At 74.0% G+C, this 23,415-nt stretch carries 23 protein-coding genes and 1 riboswitch; of the genes, 18 read left to right on the forward strand and 5 right to left on the reverse strand.

All coding sequences use genetic code 11. From position 1 onward, the window contains the following. Positions 1-84: 84 nt before the first annotated feature. A complete protein-coding gene (locus GA0070606_RS00730; RefSeq protein WP_091094568.1) occupies positions 85-1,224 on the reverse strand; it encodes a CaiB/BaiF CoA transferase family protein in 1,140 nt (379 codons plus the stop codon). A 368-nt stretch (positions 1,225-1,592) separates the two neighbouring features. Here GA0070606_RS00730 and GA0070606_RS00735 point away from each other — a divergent pair, with 368 nt between their 5' ends. The 13 genes from GA0070606_RS00735 to dinB all read left to right on the forward strand — a co-directional run bounded on the left by GA0070606_RS00735 (position 1,593) and on the right by dinB (position 14,840). Next, positions 1,593-2,285, forward strand: a complete 693-nt coding sequence (locus GA0070606_RS00735; protein WP_091094569.1) for an RraA family protein — start codon at positions 1,593-1,595, stop codon at positions 2,283-2,285. A 55-nt stretch (positions 2,286-2,340) separates the two neighbouring features. Further along, positions 2,341-2,452: riboswitch (SAM riboswitch) on the forward strand. Positions 2,453-2,484: 32 nt separating this feature from the next. Then, entirely contained in the window at positions 2,485-2,619 is a 135-nt protein-coding gene (locus GA0070606_RS33640) for a hypothetical protein (RefSeq protein ID WP_281190540.1), read from the forward strand. A gap of 109 nt (positions 2,620-2,728) precedes the next feature. Further along, a complete protein-coding gene (locus GA0070606_RS00740) occupies positions 2,729-3,583 on the forward strand; it encodes an ABC transporter substrate-binding protein (RefSeq protein WP_091094570.1) in 855 nt (284 codons plus the stop codon). Positions 3,584-3,623: 40 nt separating this feature from the next. Further along, the gene (locus GA0070606_RS00745) at positions 3,624-4,403 is read left to right on the forward strand and encodes an amino acid ABC transporter permease (RefSeq protein WP_091094571.1); all 780 of its coding nucleotides are present in this window, start codon (positions 3,624-3,626) and stop codon (positions 4,401-4,403) included. 2 nt (positions 4,404-4,405) lie between these two features. Then, positions 4,406-5,143 (forward strand): amino acid ABC transporter ATP-binding protein, encoded by a 738-nt coding sequence (locus GA0070606_RS00750; RefSeq protein WP_091107103.1) that lies wholly within the window; start codon positions 4,406-4,408, stop codon positions 5,141-5,143. A 206-nt stretch (positions 5,144-5,349) separates the two neighbouring features. Beyond that, entirely contained in the window at positions 5,350-6,480 is a 1,131-nt protein-coding gene (locus GA0070606_RS00755) for a peptidoglycan recognition protein family protein (protein WP_091094572.1), read from the forward strand. Between the two features lie 116 nt (positions 6,481-6,596). Then, on the forward strand, positions 6,597-7,007 hold the full coding sequence (locus GA0070606_RS00760) for a VOC family protein (protein WP_091094573.1): 411 nt from the start codon (positions 6,597-6,599) through the stop codon (positions 7,005-7,007). A gap of 163 nt (positions 7,008-7,170) precedes the next feature. Continuing rightward, positions 7,171-9,321 carry an amylo-alpha-1,6-glucosidase gene (locus GA0070606_RS00765; RefSeq protein WP_091094574.1) on the forward strand — a complete coding sequence of 717 codons (2,151 nt, stop codon included), beginning with the start codon at positions 7,171-7,173 and terminating at the stop codon, positions 9,319-9,321. Positions 9,322-9,389: 68 nt separating this feature from the next. After that, on the forward strand, positions 9,390-10,610 hold the full coding sequence (locus GA0070606_RS00770; RefSeq protein WP_091094575.1) for a PP2C family protein-serine/threonine phosphatase: 1,221 nt from the start codon (positions 9,390-9,392) through the stop codon (positions 10,608-10,610). 262 nt (positions 10,611-10,872) lie between these two features. Continuing rightward, positions 10,873-12,447 carry an FMN-binding glutamate synthase family protein gene (locus GA0070606_RS00775; protein WP_091094576.1) on the forward strand — a complete coding sequence of 525 codons (1,575 nt, stop codon included), beginning with the start codon at positions 10,873-10,875 and terminating at the stop codon, positions 12,445-12,447. A gap of 140 nt (positions 12,448-12,587) precedes the next feature. After that, positions 12,588-13,112 carry a GNAT family N-acetyltransferase gene (locus tag GA0070606_RS00780; protein WP_091094577.1) on the forward strand — a complete coding sequence of 175 codons (525 nt, stop codon included), beginning with the start codon at positions 12,588-12,590 and terminating at the stop codon, positions 13,110-13,112. 51 nt (positions 13,113-13,163) lie between these two features. Then, positions 13,164-13,529 carry a hypothetical protein gene (locus GA0070606_RS00785; protein ID WP_141721483.1) on the forward strand — a complete coding sequence of 122 codons (366 nt, stop codon included), beginning with the start codon at positions 13,164-13,166 and terminating at the stop codon, positions 13,527-13,529. 123 nt (positions 13,530-13,652) lie between these two features. After that, on the forward strand, positions 13,653-14,840 hold the full coding sequence (gene dinB, locus GA0070606_RS00790; protein ID WP_091107105.1) for a DNA polymerase IV: 1,188 nt from the start codon (positions 13,653-13,655) through the stop codon (positions 14,838-14,840). A 17-nt stretch (positions 14,841-14,857) separates the two neighbouring features. On the opposite strand, the gene GA0070606_RS00795 is transcribed toward dinB, so the two are convergent. Further along, positions 14,858-15,046 (reverse strand): hypothetical protein, encoded by a 189-nt coding sequence (locus tag GA0070606_RS00795; RefSeq protein WP_091094579.1) that lies wholly within the window; start codon positions 15,044-15,046, stop codon positions 14,858-14,860. 185 nt (positions 15,047-15,231) lie between these two features. Here GA0070606_RS00795 and GA0070606_RS33045 point away from each other — a divergent pair, with 185 nt between their 5' ends. Then, entirely contained in the window at positions 15,232-15,567 is a 336-nt protein-coding gene (locus GA0070606_RS33045; protein WP_245724514.1) for a hypothetical protein, read from the forward strand. 6 nt (positions 15,568-15,573) lie between these two features. Here GA0070606_RS33045 and GA0070606_RS00805 read toward each other — a convergent pair whose 3' ends face one another. The 3 genes from GA0070606_RS00805 to GA0070606_RS00815 are packed head-to-tail and all read right to left on the reverse strand — an operon-like array spanning position 15,574 to position 17,514. Then, entirely contained in the window at positions 15,574-15,993 is a 420-nt protein-coding gene (locus GA0070606_RS00805) for an MmcQ/YjbR family DNA-binding protein (RefSeq protein ID WP_091094580.1), read from the reverse strand. A 52-nt stretch (positions 15,994-16,045) separates the two neighbouring features. After that, a complete protein-coding gene (locus tag GA0070606_RS00810; protein ID WP_091107107.1) occupies positions 16,046-16,711 on the reverse strand; it encodes an SMI1/KNR4 family protein in 666 nt (221 codons plus the stop codon). A gap of 41 nt (positions 16,712-16,752) precedes the next feature. Beyond that, positions 16,753-17,514, reverse strand: coding sequence for a sulfite exporter TauE/SafE family protein (locus tag GA0070606_RS00815; protein WP_091094581.1), 762 nt, complete (start codon positions 17,512-17,514; stop codon positions 16,753-16,755). A gap of 277 nt (positions 17,515-17,791) precedes the next feature. On the opposite strand from GA0070606_RS00815, the gene GA0070606_RS00820 reads away from it, so the two are divergent. The 4 genes from GA0070606_RS00820 to GA0070606_RS00835 all read left to right on the forward strand — a co-directional run bounded on the left by GA0070606_RS00820 (position 17,792) and on the right by GA0070606_RS00835 (position 23,211). Next, positions 17,792-18,163: an SCP2 sterol-binding domain-containing protein gene (locus tag GA0070606_RS00820; protein WP_091094582.1), complete on the forward strand. Its 372-nt coding sequence runs from the start codon at positions 17,792-17,794 to the stop codon at positions 18,161-18,163. After that, positions 18,156-20,240, forward strand: coding sequence for an amylo-alpha-1,6-glucosidase (locus GA0070606_RS00825; protein ID WP_091094583.1), 2,085 nt, complete (start codon positions 18,156-18,158; stop codon positions 20,238-20,240). The genes GA0070606_RS00820 and GA0070606_RS00825 overlap by 8 nt, the downstream gene beginning before the upstream one ends. An 11-nt stretch (positions 20,241-20,251) precedes the next feature. Next, positions 20,252-20,854 carry a cysteine hydrolase family protein gene (locus GA0070606_RS00830; RefSeq protein WP_091094584.1) on the forward strand — a complete coding sequence of 201 codons (603 nt, stop codon included), beginning with the start codon at positions 20,252-20,254 and terminating at the stop codon, positions 20,852-20,854. A gap of 815 nt (positions 20,855-21,669) precedes the next feature. After that, a complete protein-coding gene (locus tag GA0070606_RS00835; RefSeq protein WP_091094585.1) occupies positions 21,670-23,211 on the forward strand; it encodes a TROVE domain-containing protein in 1,542 nt (513 codons plus the stop codon). Positions 23,212-23,415: the final 204 nt, after the last annotated feature.

Genomic DNA, 23,415 nt, shown 5'->3' on the forward strand with positions numbered 1-23,415 from the left:
ACGCAGTCACGCGGCGCCGAGCCGGCCGGACCCGGGCGACCCGGTCCGGCCGCCGCCCCGACGGCCCCCGCGCCCGGGTCCCGCTCAGTCGGCGCGCAGCCAGGCGCGGACATCCCCGCCGTGCTCGTCGAGCCCGGGCGGCGGCAGGTCGTACCGGGGCCGGGTGGCGGAGAGGCGGATCGGGTTGCGGATGCCGGGCACCCCGCCGACGGTGACCACCGGGTCGAGCCCGAGCTCGCGGGCCAGGGCGACGCCGTCGTCGACGGTGTTGATCGGGGCGCAGGGCACGCCCGCCGCCCGCAGGTCGCGGAACCACTCGTCCCGGGTCCGCCGGCGCAGCCGTTCGACCAGGATCGGGCGCAGCGCCTCCCGGTTGGCCGTGCGGTCCGGATTGTGCCGGAACCGGGGATCGTCGGGCAGCGCGGGCAGGTCCAGCACCTGGCACAGCCTGCGGAACTGGCCGTCGTTGCCGGCGATGACGACGAGTTCGCCGTCGGCGGCCGGCATCGGCTCGTACGGGAACAGGCTCGGGTGCGCGTTGCCCATCCGCCACGGCGACGCGCCGCCGGCGACGTGGCCGCTGGCGTGGTTGACCAGGCCGGACAGCGCCGAGGAGAGCAGGTCCACCTCGACGTGCTGGCCGGCACCGCCCTGGGCGCGGTGGTGCAGGGCGGCGAGGATGCCGAGCGCCGCGTGCAGCCCCGCCATCACGTCGATCACGGCGACGCCGGCCTTGTACGGCGGGCCGTCCGGCTCGCCGGTGAGGCTCATCAGGCCCGACGCGGCCTGGACCATGAGGTCGTAGCCGGGCAGGTCCGCGCCGGCGGCGGTGCCGAAGCCGCTGATCGAGGCGTAGACGATCCGTTCGTTGACGGCGGCGACGCTGTCGTAGTCGAGGCCGAAGCGCCGCAGGCCGCCCGGGCGGAAGTTCTGGATCATGACGTCGGCCCGGCGGACGAGTCGCCGCGCGAGGTCGAGGTCGGCGGGGTCGGCGAGGTCCAGCACCACCGAGCGCTTGTTGCGGTTGACGCCGAGGTAGTAGGTGGACGTTCCCTCCCGGACCGGCGGCATCCAGGTGCGGGTGTCGTCCCCGCCGGGCCCCTCCACCTTGATCACGTCGGCGCCGAGGTCGGCGAGCAGCATGGTCGCGTACGGCCCGGCCAGGATCCGCGAGAAGTCCGCGACGAGCACACCGCTCAGCGGCCCGGCTCCCTGCTCCCCCATCGTCCCTCCCCTGTCTCGCCGTTCCCGTCGGCTGCGGTGGCGCGCGCTCACGCGTCGCCGGGCGCGGCCCTCCCGTACCCGGTCGACCGCTCGCGGAACGACAACGATGGCACAGTCGGCGGAGCGGACGTCGGTCGCCCCGAGGTCCACTCCGGAGCGGAGCGCCTCGCCCGCCGAGCGGCGCAGGGGCAAGGCGGCGCGGCCGGGCGGCGCACCTGACCGACCGGGCTCGCGGCGCCTCCCGGCGGCCCGGGCCGGCTCAGGCGCGACGCCGGCGGGGCCAGCGGGTCGGGATTGGACCTCGCCCCCGGGCGGTCCGGCCTTCCTACGATGGCGTTCCACGCCCGCCACACCGCCGGGAGGACGTCATGCCGGAGCCTTTCGCCGACCTGTCCACGCCGCTGATCGCCGACGCCTGCGTGCGGCTCGGCGTGCCGCTGCGCGCGGCGCCGGCCGGGATCCGGCCGGTCGTCGCCGGTCACCGCCTCGCCGGGCGGGTGCTGCCGGTGCGCCACCACGGCAGCGTGGACGTGTTCCTGGAGGCGTACGCGGGCGCGGCCCCGGGCGACGTGCTGGTCATCGACAACGGCGGCCGGGTCGACGAGGCCTGCGTCGGCGACCTGGCGGTGCTGGAGGGCGTCGCGGCCGGCGTCGCCGGCCTGGTGGTCTGGGGTCTGCACCGCGACACCTCCGAACTGGTGGAGATCGGCCTGCCCGTGTTCAGCTACGGCAGCCTGCCGCTGGGGCCGACCCGGCTCGACGAGCGGGGGCCGCAGACGCTGGCCACCGCCCGGGTCGGGCCGCACGTGGTGGGCGCCGACGATCTCGTCGTCGCCGACGACGACGGGGTGCTGTTCCTGCCCGCCGGGCGCGCCGACGAGGTGTTCGCGGCGGCGCGGCGGATCCGGGGCGTCGAGCGGCTCCAGGCGCAGCGCATCCGGGCCGGGGAGACGCTGCGCGAGCAGACCGACTTCGCCGGCTACCTGGCCCGCCGCGCCACCGACCCCGGCCACACCTTCCGCCAGCACCTGCGGCGCGTGGGCGGCGCGATCGAGGAGTGAGGGTGGTCATAACGGCTGGACGCGCCACCACGGCCGGCTGCTAGCCTCGTCGGCAGGTCATGAGCGCCAGCGTCAAGCCCCGGCTCGCTGGCCGGCAACCCTCGTCCGCGCAGGGGTGCCCCGGGTGAAGACCAGGCGCCGGAGCAGCTCCGGTGCAAGCGTGGCCTGGTTCCCAGGTCAGCAACGACCGAGGAGAGCCATGTCCTTCCGCATCTGCGCCCCGCCGACGGGCTTCGCCGTGGCCCCCACGCCGCCGCCGGCCCTGACCCGGCGCCGCCACGTCGACATGATGCGGGTCTGCAGCGCCTCGTGTCGCCCCGGCGACCCGCGCTAGCCGCGCACCGAACCCCTCTTCCAGGAACCACCCCCAGCGGTACGCCCACCGGGCGCACCGCCGGCGGCGCACGCCCGTGGCCGCCGACGGAGACCTTTCGGAGACACCTGTGCGATTCCTTCCCGCCCTCACCCGTGCCGCCGCCCTCGGCGTCGCCGCCGTCGTCGCCGCCACCGCCCTGACCGGCTGCGGCGACGACGCGACCGGCGCGGCCGACAACCCGTACGGCCTGCTCCAGCCGGGCGTGCTGCGCGCCGGCACGCTCACCGACGCCCCGCCGAACGTCTACCTCAAGGACGGCAAGTTCACCGGCTTCGACAACGACCTGCTCACCGCCGTCGCCGAGAAGGTCGGCCTGAAGGTGGAGTTCGTCGGAACCGACTTCTCCGCCCTGCTCTCCCAGGTCAACAACCGCAAGTTCGACGTGGGCAGCTCGTCGATCACCATCACCGAGGCGCGTAAGAAGACCGTCGACTTCGGCAACGGCTACGACTTCGGCCACTTCGGGCTCGACGTGCCGGCCGGCTCGTCGCTGACCAGCTTCGACCAGCTCGCCGGCAAGCGGGTCGTGGTCGTGCAGGGCACCGTCCAGGACGACTTCGCCACCGGCAAGGGGCTCGACCCGGTGCGGGTGCCCGACTACAACGGTGCGATCAACCAGCTCAAGGCCGGCACCGCCGACGCCTGGATCGCCCCCGCCGAGATCGGCGACAAGTCGGCCGCCGACAGCGGCGGCAAGATCAAGGTGGCGGCCAAGCTGCTCAGCCCCGCCCCGACGGCGTACGCGTTCGCCAAGGGCAACGACAAGCTGCGCGAGGCGCTGAACAAGGGCCTCGACGAGGTGATCGCCGACGGCACGTGGAGCCGCCTGCAGGCCCGGTACTACCCGGGCCGGCCGATCCCGGCCGACTTCAAGCCGGGCAGCGGCACGGTCGCGGTGCCGTCGGCGTCGGCTTCTTCCTGACCAGGACGACGAGCGAGCGGGGCGGTAGGAGAGGCGACTGATGGATCCGTTGAGCACCCTGTGGGAGACCTTCTTCGACTGGGACTCCATGCGCGAGGCGCTGCCCGAGATGCTGACCGTCGGGCTGCCCAACACGCTGATCCTGGCGGTCTCCGCCGCCCTGCTCGGCTCGGTGCTGGGCATGGGGCTGGCCGTCGCGGGCATCTCGCGTACGCGATGGTTGCGCTGGCCGGCGCGGGTCTACACCGACGTGTTCCGGGGCCTGCCGGCCGCGGCGACCATCCTGCTCATCGGCGTCGGCCTGGCGCCGCTGGGCATGCAGGTGTGGGGGCCCAACCCGTACCCCCTCGGGGTCCTGGCGCTGTCGCTGATCGCGGCGGCCTACATCGGCGAGATCTTCCGCTCCGGCATCCAGTCGGTGGAGGCCGCCCAACTGGAGGGGGCGCGGGCGCTGGGCCTGTCCTGGGGCGAGGCGATGCGCCTGGTGATCGTGCCGCAGGGCATCCGCCGCGTGCTGCCGGCCTGGGTGAACCAGCTGATCGCGCTGATCAAGGACTCCAGCCTGGTCTACTTCCTGGGGCTGCTGGCCAGCCAGCGGGAGCTGTTCCGGATCGGGCAGGACTACGCGGCGAACACCGGCAACCAGTCGGCGCTGCTGCTGGCCGGGCTGTTCTACCTCGCGCTGACCGTGCCGCTGACCCACGCGGTCAACTGGATCGACCGGCGACTGCGGCACGGCCGACAGGCCGCGGCGCCCACCGACGCCGACGACGACCTCGACCTGGCCCTGCCGGGCGCGGCGGGAGGGAACCAGCGATGAGCATCGACACGACGACCTCGGTGAGCCTGAGCGTCCGCGACGTCCACCTGGCATTCGGGTCGCACCGGGTGCTGCGCGGCGTGGACCTCGACGTCGCGCGCGGCGCCACGGCCTGCGTGATCGGCCCGTCCGGCTCGGGCAAGTCCACCCTGCTGCGCACCATCAACCGGCTCATCGAGCCCGACCGGGGCGACGTGCTGCTCGACGGGCGCAGCGTGCTGGCCGACGACCCGGACGCCCTGCGGCAGCGGGTCGGCATGGTCTTCCAGCAGTTCAACCTCTTCCCGCACATGAGCGTGCTGCGCAACATCACCCTCGGGCTGCGCCGGATCCGGAAGCTTCCCGAGGACGAGGCGGTGGCGGTCGCCCGCGACCACCTGGAGCTGGTGGGGCTGGCGGCCAAGGCCGACGCCCGGCCGGCGCACCTGTCGGGCGGGCAGCAGCAGCGGGTCGCCATCGCCCGTGCGCTGGCGCTGCGTCCGCAGGTGATGCTCTTCGACGAGGCCACCTCGGCGCTGGACCCGGAGCTGGTCAAGGGCGTGCTGGGGCTGATGGCGGAGCTGTCCGCCGGCGGCATGACGATGGTGGTGGTCACCCACGAGATGGGCTTCGCGCGCGAGGTCGCCGACACGGTCGCGTTCATGGACCGCGGCGTGGTGCTGGAGGTCGGCGAGCCGGCGGCGGTCTTCGAGCGGGCGGAGCACCCGCGGCTGCGCCGCTTCCTGTCCCAGGTGCTCTGACCCCGTCGCGCGGTCCCCGGCCGGGTGGCCACGCCCGCTTACGACGGTCGGCGCTTGCCGTGCCCGCCCGCGACGACGGCACGGCCCGGCGACGACGGTCGGCGCGACCCTCTGGCGTGTCGCCGGTAACGGCAATATTCTCCACTGCACACGCGGCCTCTGGAGTTCCTTTTCACTCCCCCGCCCGCCGCCGCAGAGGAGACGCCATGCACCTCGACCACTCCGAACTGGACCGCCGGACTTTGCTGCGGGCCGGACTCGGCGCCGCCACGGTGGCGGTCGTCGGAAGCGAGCTCGCCTTCCCGGCCGCCGCACAGGCGGATCCCGGCGCCGACCTCGACTGGATCTACGGCTGCGACGAGTGGGGCGCCCGGCCACCGTCGAGCCCACTGTCGGTCAGCGCCATCCCCACCAACAAGATCATCGTGCACCACATGGCGTTCCCGAACGTCACGGACCACTCCGAGGCGCAGGCGATCAAGCTGGCCCGCGACTGCCAGGACCTGCACATGGACGGCAACGGCTGGTCCGACACCGGCCAGCACTTCACCGTCAGCCGGGGCGGCTACGTCCTGGAGGGACGCCGGGGCAGCCTGGAGCGGCTGCGGGCCGGCGACCGGCAGATGATCTCGGCACACTGCCCGGGCGAGAACGGCCGGGCGATCGGCATCGAGAACGAGGGCACCTACGTCACCGAGACGCCGCCGGAGGCGCTGCTCGACTCGCTGGTCAGACTCTGCACGACCATCTGCCGACAGTACGGGCTGCACGCCCACGACATCTTCGGCCACTGGGACTTCCGTACCACTCAGTGCCCCGGCGCCGCCTTCTACCGGCAGTTCCCCGACCTGCGCCGCCGGGTGTTCGAGGCGCTCGACACCGACCTCGCCGACGTGCCGGCCCGCCGCTGGCCGGACCTGTGGCGGTTCGTCGGCTCGCCGTCGGTGCGGGTGGCGCAGTACCTGCTGGCCCACCGCGGCTACGCCGTGCCCGTCAACAGCGTCTTCGACGCCGCCACCGTCGCCGCCGTGCAGGACTGGCAGTACCGCAACGGCATCCCGGTCGACGTCGACGCCACCCTCACCGCGCCGACCTGGGAGACGCTGGCGCCGGAGCTCGACTCCCACGCCACCGGCATCCCGGTCAGTGCCGCCCAGTTCATGCTCAACTTCAAGGGCTGGACCGAGGTCGCCGTCACCGGCGCGTACGACCACGCCACCAAGAAGGCCGTCCAGGATCTCCAGGCGCTGCACGGCCTGCCGCGCAACGGGAAGCTGACCACCAACACGTGGTGCGTCCTCGTCGGCGGGGTCGTACGCCACTCCTTCCGGCACTGACCGCCCGCGGCCCGTGGGCGCGTCCGCGCCCACGGGCCGCGAAACGCGGTCGCGCCTGTCGCTCGTCCCCCTGCCGGTCTGCGACGATGACGTCGTCACGACCAGAGGAGGGTGCTGTGGCGTCTCGACTCAACCCGTATCTCAGCTTCCCGGGCACCGCGCGGGAGGCGATGGAGTTCTACCAGCGCGTGTTCGGCGGCTCGCTGTCGATGAACACCTTCGGCGAGTACGGCACCGACGATCCCACGCTGCGCGACAAGATCATGCACGCGACGTTGGAGACCGACCGGGGCTACACCCTGATGGCGTCGGACACCGCACCGGGAATGACGCACGAGCCGGGCAACACCGTCGCCGTCAGCCTCAGCGGCGACGACGCCGACCTCCGCGGGTACTGGGAACAGCTGTCCGACGGGGGCACGGTGCGGATACCACTGCAGAAGCAGATGTGGGGAGACGAGTTCGGCATGTGCGTCGACCGATTCGGCGTCGCCTGGATGGTGGACATCGGCCAGCCCCAGGGCTGACGCGTAAGCGCTCCCGCGCGGCCAGGCGAGCGGGTCGGAGGTGTACCGGCGGCGCGACCGGGTACCGAGCCCTGTCCGTCGGGTCCGCGGCGCGCCACCGGCGTGCCCGGCCCCGCAGCCGTCGGTCAGGGGGTGCACCGATGCCGTCGACGCCGTCGGGCCGATGAGCCGCGTCCGCAACCTGCGGGTCCGCCCGGACCTGCTCTACGTGGCGAGCGGCTGGAGCACGCTGGTCACCGACGTGCGCGGTCGGATCACCGGCGCCGACCCGCAGGGCTTCTTCGCCCGCAACACCCGGGTGCTCAGCGTCGAGCGCCTCACCGTGGACGGCCGCGAGCCGGTGCCGTTCAGCACGGCAAACGTGGCCGGCCACGCACAGCTCTCGTACGCGGCGCTGGGCGACGGCGAGACGCTGCCGTCCCGCGCGGCGTACCTGCTGGTGGAACGCTTCGTCGGCGAAGGGCTGCGGACCCGGCTGACCGTGGTCAGCTACGCCCCGACGCCGCGGGAACTGGAGCTGCGGATCCGCCTCGCCGCCGACTTCGCCGACACCAGCGAGGCCGAGACCGGCCGCCGGGTGCAGTCCGGCCGGGTCGAGACGAGCTGGGCCGCCGACGACGGCGAGCTGCGCCTGACCTACCGGTGCGGCGGCCTCGACCGCGCGGTGGCGATCGGCGTCCGCGCCGACGCGCCAGTCCGGTACCGGGACGGCACCGTGCTGGTCGACGTCGTGGTGCCCCCGCGCGGATCGGGCCGGGTGGAACTCGTCGTCGAGCCGGTCTTCGACGGGCGGCGACTGGCCGCGCCGCCGGCGACGTTCGCCGAGCCCGGCGACGACGCCTCGCTCGCCCGCGCCCGCCTCGCCCGCGAGCTGACCCGGCTGAGCAGCAGCAACTTCGACGTCACGGCGGCCTGGCGCTGCGCCGTCGACGACCTCGCGGTGCTGCCGCTCGGTGAGCCGGCCGGGCCGACCGCGCCGATGGCCGGCCTGCCGATCTACCAGGAGATCTTCGGCCGCGACACCATGACCGCCTCGTGGCAGGCCCTGCTCGCCGGGCCCACGATGCTGGCGGACAGCCTGCGGCTCAACGCCCGCCACCTGGGACGGCGCGTCGACGACTGGCGCGACGAGGAGCCGGGCAAGCCGTTGCACGAGGCCCGGCGGGGCCCGGTGTCCGCGCTCGGGCTCGACCCGTTCGACGGCTACTACGGCGACTGGTCGACCGCGCCCGACTTCCTGATCTTCCTCGGCCAGTTCTTCGCCTGGACCGGCGACCTCGACACCGTACGGGACCTGCTGCCGACCGCGCGCCGAGCCCTGGGGTGGATCGACCGGTACGGCGACCTCGACCGGGACGGCTTCCTCGAATACCACTGCCGGTCCCGGGCGGGGCTGAAGAACCAGGGGTGGAAGGACTCGGACACCGCCGTCGTCGACGAGCACGGCGAGGTGGTGCCCAACCCGATCGCCACCAGCGAGCTGCAGGCCTACTGGTACGCGGCGCTGCGGCACGCCGCCGTGGTGTTCGCCGCGACCGGGCATCCCGCGCTCGGCGCCCGGCTGGTCCGCCGGGCCGCCGCGCTGCGTCGCCGGTTCCACCGCGCCTTCTGGATGCCGGAGCGGGGCTGTCACGCCATGGCGCTGGGGCCGGACAAGCGGCAGGTGCGCTCGGTCAACTCCAACGACGGCCACCTGCTCGCCACCGGGATCGTGCCGGCCAGGCTGGCGCCCCGGGTCGCCGACCGGCTGTTGGCCCCCGACATGTTCAGCGGCTGGGGGGTACGCACCCTGTCGTCGGCGCACCCGGCGTACGACCCGTTCAGCTACCACCGGGGCAGCGTCTGGCCGGTGGAGGCGGGCACGATCGGCATCGGGCTGGCCCGGTACGGGTGCTGGGAGCACCTGCACCGGCTCGCCGAGGGGATGTTCGCCGCGGCGGCGCTCTTCGCCGAGCACCGGCTGCCGGAGGTGCTCAGCGGCCTGCCGCGCGACGACGCGCATCCGCATCCGGGCGTCTACCCGAACTCCTGCTCACCGCAGGCCTGGTCGGCCAGCGCGGTCGTGGCGCTGGTCCAGGCGCTGCTGGCGCTGCGCCCGGCCGCCCCGCTGCGGACCGTCTTCGTCGACCCGCACCTGCCCGAGTGGCTGGCCGAACTCGCCCTGGAGGGCGTGCAGGTCGGCGGGCGCACGGTCGACCTGTCCGTTCGGCGTGGACGCGGCGGGCGGACGTCGCTGCGCGCCCGCGGGGACCGGATCGCGGTGGTGCGCCGGCCCACGCTCCAGGCGGCGGCCGCCCGTCGCCACCGGAGCTGACCGCCCCCGGCCGGCCCAACGGCGTTCACCGGGGCGGACGGACCAGTTCACGGGGCTAGGATCCTGTCGTGGCCGACGCAGGGCTCATCCAGGACGACGAGCGGTTACGCCGCATCGAGGCGGTGACGGACGCGGCGCTGTCCCGCCTCGACGCGGCCGACCTGTTCGACGAGCTGCTCGACCGCGTCCGGGACCTGCTCGCGGTCGACACCGCGGCCATCCTCCTGCTCGACGCGCCCACCCAGCAGCTCGTGGCCACCGCGGCCAAGGGCCTCGAGGAGGAGGTCCGGCAGGGCTTCCGGCTCGCCGTCGGGCGCGGGTTCGCCGGTCGGGTCGCCCTGACCGGGCAGCCGGTGGTCATCGAGGACGTCACCCCGGACGCGGTGGCCAACCCCCTGCTCCTGACGATGGGCCTGCGCTCGCTGCTCGGCGTGCCGATGTTCGCCCAGGACCGGCTCATCGGCGTGCTGCACGTCGGCACGCTGCGTCCGCGCCACTTCACCCCCGACGACGTCCGCCTGCTGGAGCTGGTCGCCGACCGGGCCAGCCTCGCCAACGCCGCGCGGTCGAACAACCTGGACCACACCGCCGCCCTCGCCCTGCAACGCAGCCTGCTGCCGGCCCAACTGCCCGACGTGCCCGGACTCGACCTCGCCGCCCGGTACGTGCCCGGTCACGTCACCGGAGTCGGCGGCGACTGGTACGACGTGTTCACCCTGCCGTCCGGCTGGCTGGGGCTGGTCATCGGCGACGTGTCGGGGCACGGCCTGCAGTCCGCCGTGGTGATGGGACGGGTCCGCAGCGCCCTGCGCGCCTACGCGCTGGTCTGCGACGAGCCGGCGGAGGCGTTGGCGATGCTGGACCGCAAGGTCTCGTACTTCGAGGCGGGCAGCCTGACCACGGCGCTCTACGCCATGATCTCCCCCGACCGGACCACCGTCCGGATCTCCACCGCCGGTCACCTGCCGCCCGTCCTCGCCGTCCCGGGCCACCGGGGCGCCCTGGTCCCGGTACCCGTCGACCCGCCGCTGGGCACGGGTCCCCCGCCGCCCGCCCGGCGCCAGAGCGTGGTGGACCTGCCCCCGGGGGCCGTCCTGGTCTGCTTCACCGACGGGCTCGTCGAGCGCCGCCGCGAGGTCATCGACGTCGGCGTCGAGCAGCTCGTCGGGGTGGTCCAGCCGGCGCCCGCCGAGCAGGTCTGCGCGACCGTCATGGCGGCTCTCGGCACCGACCAGCCGACCGACGACATCGCCGTGCTGGTCGTCGGTCGCCGGCCGCCCCGGGGCTGAACCGCCGGCGGCACGGACGCGACGACACCGGCACCCCGGACGACGACGGCGCGAGCACCGCCGGAGCCGGCACCACCGGACGCGACGACACCGGCACCCCGACGCGGCGAGCCGGGCGGCCGGATGCGGCACCGCCGGACGCGACGGCTCCGGTCGCGGTGGCCGCGAACGGGGTGGCCTGGGAGCCGTCCCGGGCGCCCACCGCGACGCCGGAGCGCCCGAGCCCGTTTGGCGGGCGACGATCGCGGAAAGAGTGGCGGGCATGAAGTGGGCCAGCCGAGCCGTACCCGCCGCCGTCGCCGCCGTCGCCGCCCTCGCCGCGCGCGACCTGATCCAGCGTGACCACGCGTTGCTGCGCAACTTCCCGGTCCTCGGGCGGGCCCGCTACCTGCTCGAGTCGATCGGGCCGGAGCTGCGCCAGTACATCGTCGCGGGCAACAACGAGGAGCGACCTTTCACCCGCGACCAGCGCCGCTGGGTGTACGCGTCGGCGAAGCAGCAGAACAACTACTTCGGCTTCGGCACCGACAACGACATCGAGTTCACGCCCGGGTATCCGATCATCAAGCACCGCACCTTCGGGCGGACCGTCCCGCCGTCGACGCCCGGGGCCGGGCACGACGTGCGGCTGCCGTGCGCCAAGGTGCTGGGCGCCGCCCGGGGCCGCGCGCACGCGTTCCGGCCCGAGTCGGTGGTGAACATCTCCGGGATGAGCTTCGGTTCGTTGTCCGGCAACGCCGTCGAGGCGCTCAACCGGGGCGCCGCCCTGGCCGGCTGCCTTCAGAACACCGGCGAGGGCGGGCTGTCGCCGTACCACCGCAGGGGTGGTGAGCTGGTCTTCCAGATCGGCACCGCGTACTTCGGTTGCCGCGACGAGCACGGCCGGTTCAGCCTCCAGCGGCTCAAGGACCTCGTCGCCGGCGCGCCGGTACGGGCGCTGGAGATCAAACTCAGCCAGGGCGCGAAGCCCAGCCTGGGGGGCCTGCTGCCGGCGGCCAAGGTCTCCGCCGAGATCGCCGCGACCCGGGGCGTCCCGCAGGGGCGCGACTGCGTCAGCCCGTCCCGGCACGCCGAGTTCTCCGACTGCGACAGCCTCCTCGACTGGGTGGAACTGCTCGCCGCCGAGACCGGCCTGCCGGTGGGCATCAAGTCGGCGGTGGGCGACCTCGGCTTCTGGGAGGAGCTGACCACCCTGATGCGCGACACGGGGCGCGGGGTCGACTTCGTCACCGTCGACGGCGGCGAGGGCGGCACCGGCGCCGCGCCGCTGATCTTCACGGACTCGGTGTCGCTGCCGTTCCAACAGGGCTTCGCCCGCGTCCACAAGGTCTTCGCCGAGCGCGACCTGCACGAGCGGGTGGTCTTCGTCGGCGCCGGCAAGCTCGGCCTGCCCGACAACGCCGTGGTGGCGTTCACGCTCGGCTGCGACATGGTCAACGTCGGCCGGGAGGCGATGCTCGCCATCGGCTGCATCCAGGCCCAGAAGTGCCACACCGACGCCTGCCCCACGGGCGTCGCCACCCAGAACCCGTGGCTCGCCCGGGGCGTGGACCCGGCCTCGAAGGCGGTCCGCGCGGCCAACTACATCAGGACCCTGCGCCGGGACCTGGTCAAGGTCGCCGAGGCGTGCGGCGTCGAGCACCCGGGCCTCATCGACACCGACGCGATCGAGGTCCTCGACGGCCGGACCGCCTCCCGCCCCCTGCACGAGGTCTACGGCTACCGCCCCGGCTGGGGCCTGCCGTCCGTCGCCGACCGGGAGGAGATCGCCCGGCTGATGACGGCGGAGGCTCCGCAGGGCGGCAGCGCCCCGCCCTCCCCGACCGCGATGCCCTGACCGTCCGGCCCGCCCACCCGCAGGACGGGGGCGCGCGGGCGGACAGGCGGACGAGCGGGCGGGCGGGCGGGCTGGCTGGCTGGCTGGCTGGCTGGTGATATTCGCGCGCGCCTGCGGCCCGCCGCGCCTATGGTGGCGCGATGCTGATCAGACGCGAGACCCCCGCCGACATCGACGCCGTCCGGGCCGTGCACCTCGCGGCCTTCGCCGACCCCGACAAGCCCGACGCCGTACCGGTCGAGGCCGGGCTGGTGGACGAGCTGCGGGCGGACGCCGGATGGCTGCCCGCCCTCTCCCTCGTCGCCGTCGACGACGACGGGCAGGTCGTCGGGCACGTGGTGTGCACCCGGGGCCGGGTGGACGGCGAACCGGTCGCGCTGGGGCTCGGCCCGCTCGCCGTGCTGCCGGCCTGGCAGCGGCGCGGCACCGGCTCCGCGCTGATGCACGCGGTGCTCGGCGCGGCCGACGCGCTCGACGAGCCCCTGGTGGTGCTGCTCGGTCACCCCGGGTACTACCCCCGCTTCGGGTTCCGCCCCGCCGTCGACCTCGGCGTCACCCCGCCGCAGCCGTGGGGGCCGCAGTACTTCATGGCGCGCCCGCTGAGCGCCTGGCGGCCGTCGATCCGGGGCGGGTTCACCTACGCGAAGCCGTTCGACGACCTGTAGGTAACGCCGGCGTACCTTCCCCGCGCGTCGCCCGTCCGGCATCATCGGACGATGGGAGAGGTACTGCCGATGCCGAGGCTCGGTGACCTGTTCACCGACACCCGCGGCGGCGGCGACCGGACGATGCGGGTCAGCTGGCACCCGGAGCGGGATGCCGTGGTGCTGTCCCTCTGGGCGGGCACGGTCTGCCGGGGATCCTTCCGGATGGCCGTCGACGACCTGCCGCGGCTGCTGTCGCTGCTCGCGGAGATCACCACGGTCGCCGCGCCGCCGGCGTGCTCCGCCCCGGGCGGGCCGCCCGCGCCGGACGCCGCCGCCGGCCCGTCGGCGGCGTCACCGGGCGAGCAGACCGGCGAGATCAGGGGGCCCGCCGGCCACCGGCTGCTGCCGATCGTCCCGGCTCCGCGCGTCGCCTGAGACGTACGACCGGCGGCGGCACCGGTTTCCGTACGCCCGCCGGCCGGAGCCGCCACGCGCTCCGGATCCGACCTTCGGGCAGGTCAGTGCCGCTGACGCGAGGTTCCATGCGAACATGTGTTCGTGTCGCGTGAGGCCCACATCCTGCACGCCGACCTGGACGCGTTCTACGCGTCGGTCGAGCAGCGCGACGACGCGCGACTACGCGGCCGGCCGGTGATCGTCGGCGGCGGCGTGGTCCTGGCGTGCAGCTACGAGGCGAAGGCCCGGGGCGTACGCAGCGCGATGGGCGGTCGGCAGGCCCGCCGGCTCTGCCCGGAGGCGGTCGTCGTACCGCCGAGGATGGCGGCCTACACGGCGGCCAGCCGCGCGGTGTTCGAGATCTTCCGGCAGACGACCCCGGTCGTCGAGGGCCTCTCCATCGACGAGGCGTTCCTCGACGTGGGCGGGCTGCGGCGGCTGGTCGGGCCGCCCGTCGGCATCGCCACGCGGCTGCGCCGGGAGGTGCGCGCGCGGGTCGGCCTGCCGATCACCGTGGGGGTGGCCCGCACGAAGTTCCTCGCCAAGGTGGCCAGCGGCGTCGCCAAGCCCGACGGCCTGCTGGTCGTCCCGCCCGACGAGGAGCTGGCCTTCCTGCACCCGTTGCCGGTCGAGCGGCTGTGGGGCGTCGGCCCGGTGACGGCGGCGAAGCTGCGGGAGCGGGGCGTGCGTACGGTCGGGCAGGTCGCCCGCCTCGGCGAGGCCACGCTGGTCTCGCTGCTCGGCGCGGGCGCCGGCCGGCACCTGCACGCCCTGGCGCACAACCGTGACCCCCGGCCGGTGCAGGTCGGCCGCCGACGCGGGTCGATGGGCGCGCAGCACGCCCTCGGCGGCGACCGGCACTCCCCCGCGGAGCTGGAGGCGATCCTCGCCGGCCTGGTGGACCGGGTGACCCGGCGGATGCGCGCGGCGTCGAGGTCCGGGCGGACGGTGACGCTGCGGCTGCGGTTCGGCGACTACACCCGCGCCACCCGCGCCCGCACGTTGGCCAAGGCGACCGCGGACACCACCCCGCTGCTCGGCGCGGCCCGGGCGCTGCTGCGGGCGGCGCTGCCGGAGATCGAGCGGCGCGGCGTGACGCTGGTCGGCGTGTCGGTGGGCAACCTGGACGACTCCCCCGTGCAGCCGCCGCTGCCGTTCGACCGCGATCCGGGGGCGGACCTGGACGCCGCGGTGGACGCGGTCCGCGACCGGTTCGGGTCGACGGCGCTCACCCGGGCGGTGCTGCTGGGCCGCCAGCCGAGCCTGGAGATGCCGCTGCTGCCGGACTGAGCGCCGGCGCGGGGCGGTCACCGGACCACCGGGCACACCCGACGAGGCCGGGCCTTGTCCCTGGCGAAGTCGCGGGCCACCCCCATCAGCTCGACCAGGCCGTTGGCGAACTCCATCGTCTCGTGGTGCGCCCTCGTCCACTCGGGTTGGAACGAGGTGCCGACCTCGGAGTTCCAGGCGTAGACGCCGTACCGGTACCAGCGCATCACCGGAGTTGCCGGCCGCCGAGCAGCGCACGTCGGAGATGAGGCCGGGCACCCCTCTGTCAATCCCCTCCGCGCTGCCGTGCCCCGGCACAGTCCCCCGGAGGGTCGGCCCGGCGCCGAGGTTTGACGGGTGCGGCGACTGGAGAATGGTGAGGGTCGCACCTGCGTACAAGGGGGGATCACTCGTGTCCGACGCCACCACCGACCGGTCCGATCGTCAGGACGACCGTCCCGACGAGGTGACCGATCCGCTGCTGTGGAAGCTCGCCCTGGGCGTGGCCGACGCCCACGAGCCGGACGGGGACGGGGGCTGCCGCAACCTGCTCTGCGCGGGTCAGGCCTGGCCCTGTCCGGCGTGGAACAACGCGCAGCTCGCGCTGCGGATGGCCCGGACCGGCTCGACCCGGCCGTCCTCGGACGTCACGGCCGGGCAGCCGGACGGCCACGGCGGGCGCACCGGCCTGCCCGAGGTGGCGGCCCGCCGCAACCGGCCGGTCCCGCCGCGGGCGTCGGCGGCGTAGCCGACCTCAGGGCCGCCCGACCGGCCCGGTCAGCTGCGCCGCGAGCTTTTTCGGAGCGAGCAGGCAGTAGCTCTCGGTGAGCAGCTCGCCGACCTCGGCCCAGTCGACGCCCTCGTCGAGCACCAGGCTGAGCACGTCGGCGCCCCAGTCCGCCTTGAAGAAGGGGTGGCCCCCGGCCACGAGCGCGTGCACCTCGTCGAGCGGCGCCCGGAAGGTCACGACGCAGGTCGGCTCGTCGGTCCCGGCAGCCCGCGCACGCGCCATCCGGTGCCCGGCGTCGACGGTGAACACGTGCGCGAAGGTCCGCTTGCGGATCCGCCAGCGCACGCCCACCCAGGCCGGCTCCTCGTAGCTCTCGGGCAGCTCGCGACAGATCGCCCGCAGGCGGTCGAGCAACTCGGGCGGCACGTCTCCGGGGGCGGTCATGCCCGGACCGTAGCCGCCCCCTCCGACACTCTCGCCCCCGCGCGACGGGCCGTCAGGCGAGGGTGGCGTCGGCCTCGTCCAGCCACCGTCGGTACCAACGGGCGAAGCCCAGACGCGTGCCGTCGGAGTCGCGCAGCGGCCGGAAGCCGGTGCCCTCGGCGGTGTCGTCGGCCCACATCTGGCCGCGTGCCGGGCCGGTGACCACCAGCGCCTCGCGCAACGCGCAGCCGAGATGGCACAGGTAGAGCAGCCCGATCGAGTGATCGGGGACGCAGACCACCCTGTCGTGCAGTTGCCAGTAGGCGTCCTCGGCCTCGTTGAACGCCTCGACGGTGTCGTAGTCGTCCTCGTCGGGCGGCTCGGGCAGCGCGCCGGCCGGGTTGAACGCCCTGGTGTGTGGGAACGGCTGGTGCAGCGTGTCCCGGTCGGTGAGCTCGGCGCCGTCGCCCTCCCACGCCCAGCGCTCGTCCACCCTGCGCAGCGGGAACAGGCCGTAGGCCGGCCCGGCGCCGCCCCGGCCGGCGGTGAGCAGGAAGGAGCGGTACTCCTCGGGCAGCTCGACCCGCAGCTCCCCCTCCAACTCGGCCAGCTCCCCGGCGGACAGTGCCGGCTCCAGCGTCCACCGGTGCGCCTTGGCGCCGAACACCCTGCCGGCGTCGGGATGGGCGGAAAGCCGGGCGAGCCGCTCGCGTACATCGGACCAGTCGGTGTGCGTCACGGCCGGGACCATACCGGCGGGCGCCGACAGCGGACCGCGACCTACAGCAGGTTGCGCCACAGCAGGACCAGGCCGAAGATCGTCCCGAACGTGACGACCACCCGCCTGAGCAGGCGGCCGGGGAGCCTGCGCAGCAGCCGCGCTCCGACGTAGCCGCCGAGGACGGTCGCCGGGACCAGGATCCCCGCGCCCCTCCAGTCGATGTCGCCGAAGACCACGTAGAGCACGACGGCCGTGAACGAGATGACCGCCGACAACAGGTTCTTGAGGGCTACCGTCCGGGTGAGCGGCTCGTGCTGGACCAGGGCCAGGGTGGCCACCAGGACGATGCCGAATCCCGCGCCGATGTAGCCGCCGTAGACGCCGCCCAGGGCGACCAACGTCTGCAGCGTGGCGGGGTGGTCCCGTCGGCGGCGCAGGGCGGTGCGCCGCACGATCTCGCCGATGCGCTCCTGCAGGCCGAGGACGGCGGAGGCGGCGAGCACCAGGAACGGGACGATCACGTCGAAGACGCGGTTGGGTGTCACCAGCAACAGGACCGACCCGGCGACGCCGCCGAGCAGGGCGGCGGGCAGGACCCGCCGGACGTCGCCCCGCGGCGGCAGGTCCCGGTACCCCCCGACGACACTGGCCACGTTCCCCGGGAAGACGGCGACCGTGCTGGTCAGCTTCGCCGTCAGCGGCGGAATGCCGGCGGCCATCAGTGCCGAGAAGGCGATCAGGGAACCGCCGCCCGCCACCGCGTTGAAGGCGCCCGTGGCGACACCTGCGGCGAAGAGCAGCGCTGCCTGGATGGGATCCATCGACTCCCAGGCTAGCGGCGGACCGCCTTCCGGTGGCGGGCCTTCCCGTCAGGCCGGGACGCGCGCGGAGCAGGGCGGGATCCAGGCGGAGCAGGGCGGGCCGGGACGCGCGGAGCGCGACGGGCCGGGAGCCGGGCGGAGCGCGGCGGGCCGGGAGCCGGGCGGAGCGCGGCGGGCCGGGAGCCGGGCGGAGCGCGGCGGGCCGGCGAAGTTCACCTCTTCCGGGTGAGGCGGAAACCGCGGTACGCGGGGATGGTGGTCCTGAGGAGGATCGCGAATGACGGACGTCACCCAGGAGTTCTTCCACAGTCTCGCGCGGCGGGGGCACGACCGCCGCCTGACTGCGATCGACGAGGGCAGTGTCCGGTTCGACATAGCGCGGGACGGCCGGGTCGACCACTGGCTCGTCACCATCGCGAAGGGCGACGTCACGGTCACCGAACAGGCGACGGGCGGCGACGCGGTCGTGCGGGCTGACCGGGCGGTCTTCGACCGGATCGCCAGCGGGCGGGCGTACTTCCTGACCACCGTCCTGCGCGGCGAGGCGGCCGTGGAGGGCAGCCCCCGGCTGTTCGCCACCGTCCGGCGGCTGTTCCCCCCGCCGCCCGCGTCGGGGACGGCACGCAGCCGAGGGGGTGACGATGGTTGACAGCCAGGTGGGCATCCTGGACGGGACGACCTTCGTGGTCTGCGACCGCGCCGGCGACATCCTTCCGTCACCCGACACGCCGCTCGGTCTCTTCGCCCACGACACCCGTCTGCTGTCGAAGTGGGTGTTGACGATCAACGGGGAACGACTGAGCACCCTCGCGATCGACGACGTCCACTACTTCGAGAACCGGTTCTATCTGGTGCCGGGCGAGCAGGACGTGTACGTCAACAGCACCCTGTCGGTGCGCCGCACGCACACCCTGGACACCGGCCTGCACGAGGACCTCAGCATCATCAACCACGACGGTCGACCGGTCGACCTGACCCTCAGGGTCGAGGCGGACGCCGACTTCGCGGACCTGTTCGAGGTCAAGGACGCGACAGCGCGGAAGAAGGGCCGGCACTACCGGCGCATCGACGACGGGCGGCTCGTCCTCGGCTACGAGCGGGAACGGTTCCGGCGGGAGACCATCGTCTCCGCGTCGACCCCCGCCGAGCTGGACGAGAACGGGCTGACCCTGACGGTGCACCTCGAACCGCACGGCAAGTGGGCGACCAGACTGACCGCCGAGCCGGACCTCCCGATGCCCAGAGGGCTGGAACGGCTCGTCATCCCCCGGCGGGCAAGACACGCCAGCGACAAGGAGCGTCGGCTCGCCGAGTGGCTGGAGCAGGCGCCCCGGCTGGAGACCGACTGGGAGCCGCTGCGCGGCACGTACCGGCAGAGCCTCATCGACCTGGCCGCGCTGCGCTTCAGCCCCTTCCTCGCCGAGGACAGGAGCGTCCCCGCCGCCGGCCTGCCCTGGTTCATGTGCCTCTTCGGCCGGGACAGCATCCTCACCAGCCTCCAGACGTTGCCGTTCGCGCCGGAGCTGGCCGCCACCACCCTGCGGGTGCTCGCGCTGCGGCAGGGCAGCCGGGTCGACGACTTCCGGGAGGAGCAACCCGGCCGGATCCTGCACGAGATGCGGTACGGCGAGATGAGCGTCTTCGAGGAGACCCCGCACACGCCGTACTTCGGCAGCGCCGACGCCACTCCCCTGTTCCTCGTGCTGCTCGACGAGTACGAGCGGTGGACCGGCGACGTCGACCTCGTACGCTCGGTCGAGCACGAGGCCCGCGCCGCGATCGACTGGATCAACGAGTACGCCGACCTGACCGGCAGCGGCTACATCTCCTACCAGCGGCGCAACACCCGCAACGGCCTGGAGAACCAGTGCTGGAAGGACTCCTGGGACGGCATCTCGTACCGCGACGGCCGACTGCCGGGCTTCCCGCGGGCGACGTGCGAGCTCCAGGGGTACGCGTACGACGCGAAGAGGCGCACGGCCCGGCTCGCCCGCGAGGTCTGGAACGACCCGGCGTACGCCGACCGGCTGGAGCGGGAGGCGGCCGACCTCAAGCAGCGCTTCAACCGCGACTTCTGGGTCGCCGACGGCGAGTACATGGCCCTCGCCCTCGACGGCGACGGCAGCCAGGTCGACGCGCTGTCGTCGAACATCGGCCATCTGCTGTGGAGCGGCATCGTCGACGAGGCGAAGGCGGGCGCCCTGGTGCGGCACCTGCTGTCCCCCGCGCTGTTCAGCGGCTGGGGCGTGCGCACGCTGGCCGAGGGCGCGGGCCGTTACAACCCGATCGGCTACCACGTGGGGACCATCTGGCCGTTCGACAACTCGTTCATCGCCTGGGGCCTGCGGCGCTACGGGTACGCCGACGAGGCGGCGCGGATCGCGGCCGGCATCCTCGACGCCGCGGTCTTCTACGACGGCCGGCTGCCCGAGGCGTTCGCCGGCTACCGCCGCTCCGAGACGAGGTACCCGGTCAACTATCCCACCGCGTGCAGCCCGCAGGCGTGGTCCGCCGGGGCCACCCTGCTGCTGTTGAGGACGATGCTGGGCCTGCGCCCGGTCGGCGAGGATCTCGTGATCAGGCCCGCGCTTCCCGCTAACCTCGACTCCGTGGCGTTGCTCGACATTCCCGGGCGGTGGGGGCGCCTCGACGCGTACGGCCGGGGGCCGGCCGCGGCGGGCGGCCGGGGTCACCAGCCGGCGCCGCAGCAGATCTCCGCCCCCTGACGGGAGGGACGATGCGAGAAATCGACCCGGCGCGTACGGCCGTCGTCGGCGTCCACTGGCAGCACGAGGTCGTCAGCCCCGACGGGCTGTTCGGCCCCTTCTTCGCCGAGCAGGTCGCCCGGCACGACGTCGCCTCGCACGCGGCGCGGGTCAACGCGGCCGTGCGCGCCGCCGGTGGTCTCGTCGTGTACACGCGGGTGGCGCACCGGCCCGGCCATCCCGACCTCATCCCCAACACGCCCAGCTTCGCCATGATCGCCGAGCGGCAGGCCTTCCTGGAGGGCGCGCCGAAGTCCCGCATCATCGACGAGCTCGCCCCGGAGGCCGGCGACGTCGTCATCACCCACGTGCGGCTCACCGGCTTCTTCGGCACCGAACTGGACACGGTGCTGCGCCGCAGGAAGATCGACACCGTCCTGTTCACCGGCGTGGCCACCAACCTGTCCGTCACCGGCACCGCCTTCGAGGCGGTCAACCACGGCTACCGACCCGTCATCGTCTCCGACGCGTGCACCGCCGCGACCGACGAGGCGCACCGGGCGAGCCTGGAGACGCTGGGCCGGCTCGGCGAGGTGGTGACCACCGCCGACGTCGTCGACCGCCTGGGTGGTTGAGCCGCGACGGCGCACGGCCCGCCCGCATTCGGGCGCCGTCGCGGGCGCGGGTCAGCACGGGTGGCGGCTCTCGGTTGGGCCGGTCGAGGCCGAGGGCCCGTCGCGGCGGTCCGGCCGGCGAATGTGGTTGGCGACGCGGGCGGCGTCCCCTACCGTGGTGGGGCACCTCCCGGTGCGCAGGCAACGGCTACTTCCGCTTCCCACGGGGAGACGCGGGTTCGAATCCCGCCGCCGTGACACGGTGTCGACCAGTGGCCCAGGTCGCCTTGGCCCGCAAGGGCCGGTTTCCGTTGCCGCCCTTGGTCTCGGGAGGTGGGCATGCCGCTCACCCGGTGCGAAGGCGACGGTTACTTCTGGTGGCGACCCCCGTGGGGCCGCGCGGTTCGAACCCGCACACGCCGCCGCCGACCTCGACCTCGGGTGGGCGGCGTGTCCGCAACGCCCTGCCGCGTCGGCGTTTGCGTGAGAAGCCGCATGCGACCGGCCGCCGAAACCGCCTTGCCCACCCGCCGGAGCCACCGTTACCGTCGTGCCCGCACTTCCCGGTGCGCAGGCGACGGTTACATCTGGAGGGGCTCACGCCCCGGCGAAGGGTTCCGTCCGTCGCCGGCTCTGATCTCGGGAGGCGCGACCACACGCACACCCGGTGCGCAGGCGACGGTTACTTCATGGATCCGCGGGTTGGGGGTTCGAATCCCTCCGGGGCCCACGGGCTCCGTAGCTCAATGGACAGAGCTGCGGACACAGTCCGTCGCCGACTCTGGTCTCGGGTGTGCGTGCGGTGGCGTCTCCCCGTAGGCGAACGTGGGGGCGTGATGGCCAGGTTCAACCTCAGGCTGCGCCGGAACGGGCGGGGCGCGGGCGACGGGCTCGTCACCGCCGAGGACGCGCCCGGCTTCGCGCGCGAGCCGCGCACGGAACTGTTCCTGCTCGGCGTGTCGAACATGGTCGGCGAGGAGACCTTCTACGAGGGTGCCGCCGACCGGGACGCCCGGTTCCGTGAGCTGGTCGCCGCCGTCGCCGTCGCCGATCCCGACTGGTTCGCCCGCTTCGTGCCGTGGCTGCGCACCGGGGCGATGCTGCGTTCGGCGGCCGTGGTGGCCGCACTGGAGGGTGCCCGCGCGCAGGTCGCGGCCGGCATCCCCGGTTCGCGGACGATCGTGGACTCGGCGTTGCAGCGCGCGGACGAGCCGGGCGAGGCGCTCGCGTACTGGCTGGGCCGCCACGGTCGTACCCTGCCGAAGCCGGTCAAGCGCGGCATCGCCGACGCGGCGGTGCGGCTCTACCACGAGCGGAGCCTGCTCAAGTACGACTCCGACCGCAACGCGGTCCGGTTCGCCGACGTGCTCGACCTGACGCACCCGGTGGCGAGGGACGAGCGGCAGGGTGACCTGTTCCGGCACGCGCTGGACCGCCGGCACCAGCGGGACAATCCGCTGCCGGCGTCGCTGACGATGCTGGCCGCGCGGGCCGCGCTCATGGCGTTGCCCGTCGAGCGGCGCCGGGAGGTCACCGACCCGGCGGTGCTGGAAGCGGCCGGAATGACGTGGGAGGCGCTCGCGGGCTGGCGACAGACGACGATGGACGCCCCGGCCTGGGAGGCGATCATCCCGTCGATGGGCTACCTGGCGCTGCTGCGCAACCTGCGCAACTTCGACCAGGCCGGCGTCGGCGACGCCGTCGCCGAGACCGTGGCGGCGAAGCTGTCCGACCCGGGCGAGGTGGCCAGGTCGCGGGTGCTGCCGATGCGCTTCCTGTCGGCGTACAACGCCGCGCCGAGCCTGCGGTGGGCGTACCCGCTGGAGAGGGCGTTGCAGCACGCCCTGGCGGACGTGCCCGCCCTGGACGGGCGGACCCTGATCCTGATCGACACGTCGGGGTCGATGACCAACGCGTTCAGCAAGGACGGCACGTTGCGCTGCTGGGACGCGGCCACGGTGTTCGGCCTGGCGCTGGCGGCCCGCGCGCGGGAGGCGACGGTGGTGTCCTTCTCCCACACCAGCGCGGTGTTTCCGGCCGTCGCCGGCGAGTCGGTGCTGGCGGCGGTGCGCCGGTTCAAGCAGGACGGCTACTTCTACGGCCAGGGGACCGAGACGGAGAAGGCGGTACGCGAGCACTACGCCGGGCACGACCGGGTGGTCATCCTCACCGACGAGCAGGCCCACTGGCACGGCTCGGCGGACGTGACCGCCGCGGTGCCGGCGCGGGTGCCGGTGTACACGTGGAACCTCGCCGGCTACCGGGCCGGGCACGCGCCGACGGCCGGGAACCGGCACACGTTCGGTGGCCTGTCCGACGCGGCGTTCGCCATGATCCCGCTCATCGAGGCGGGATCCCGCGAGCGGTGGCCCTTCTGATCCGCGCCGCGGCGTCGGCCTCCCACGCGGAGGCCGACGCCAGGCGGATCATCCGTCGGCGGTCTCCGGCCGGTAGGACGACTCGGGTGCGGCCGAACGCACGGCGCAGCGGCGCGACGTCGTCGCCGCCGAGGTCGGGGTGGAGCGGCGCGAGATTCGTGACCACCTCGTCGAGCGTCCCCCACACGAGCTGCGCACCGAACG

This window comes from Micromonospora citrea (assembly GCF_900090315.1).
Taxonomy (GTDB): domain Bacteria; phylum Actinomycetota; class Actinomycetes; order Mycobacteriales; family Micromonosporaceae; genus Micromonospora; species Micromonospora citrea.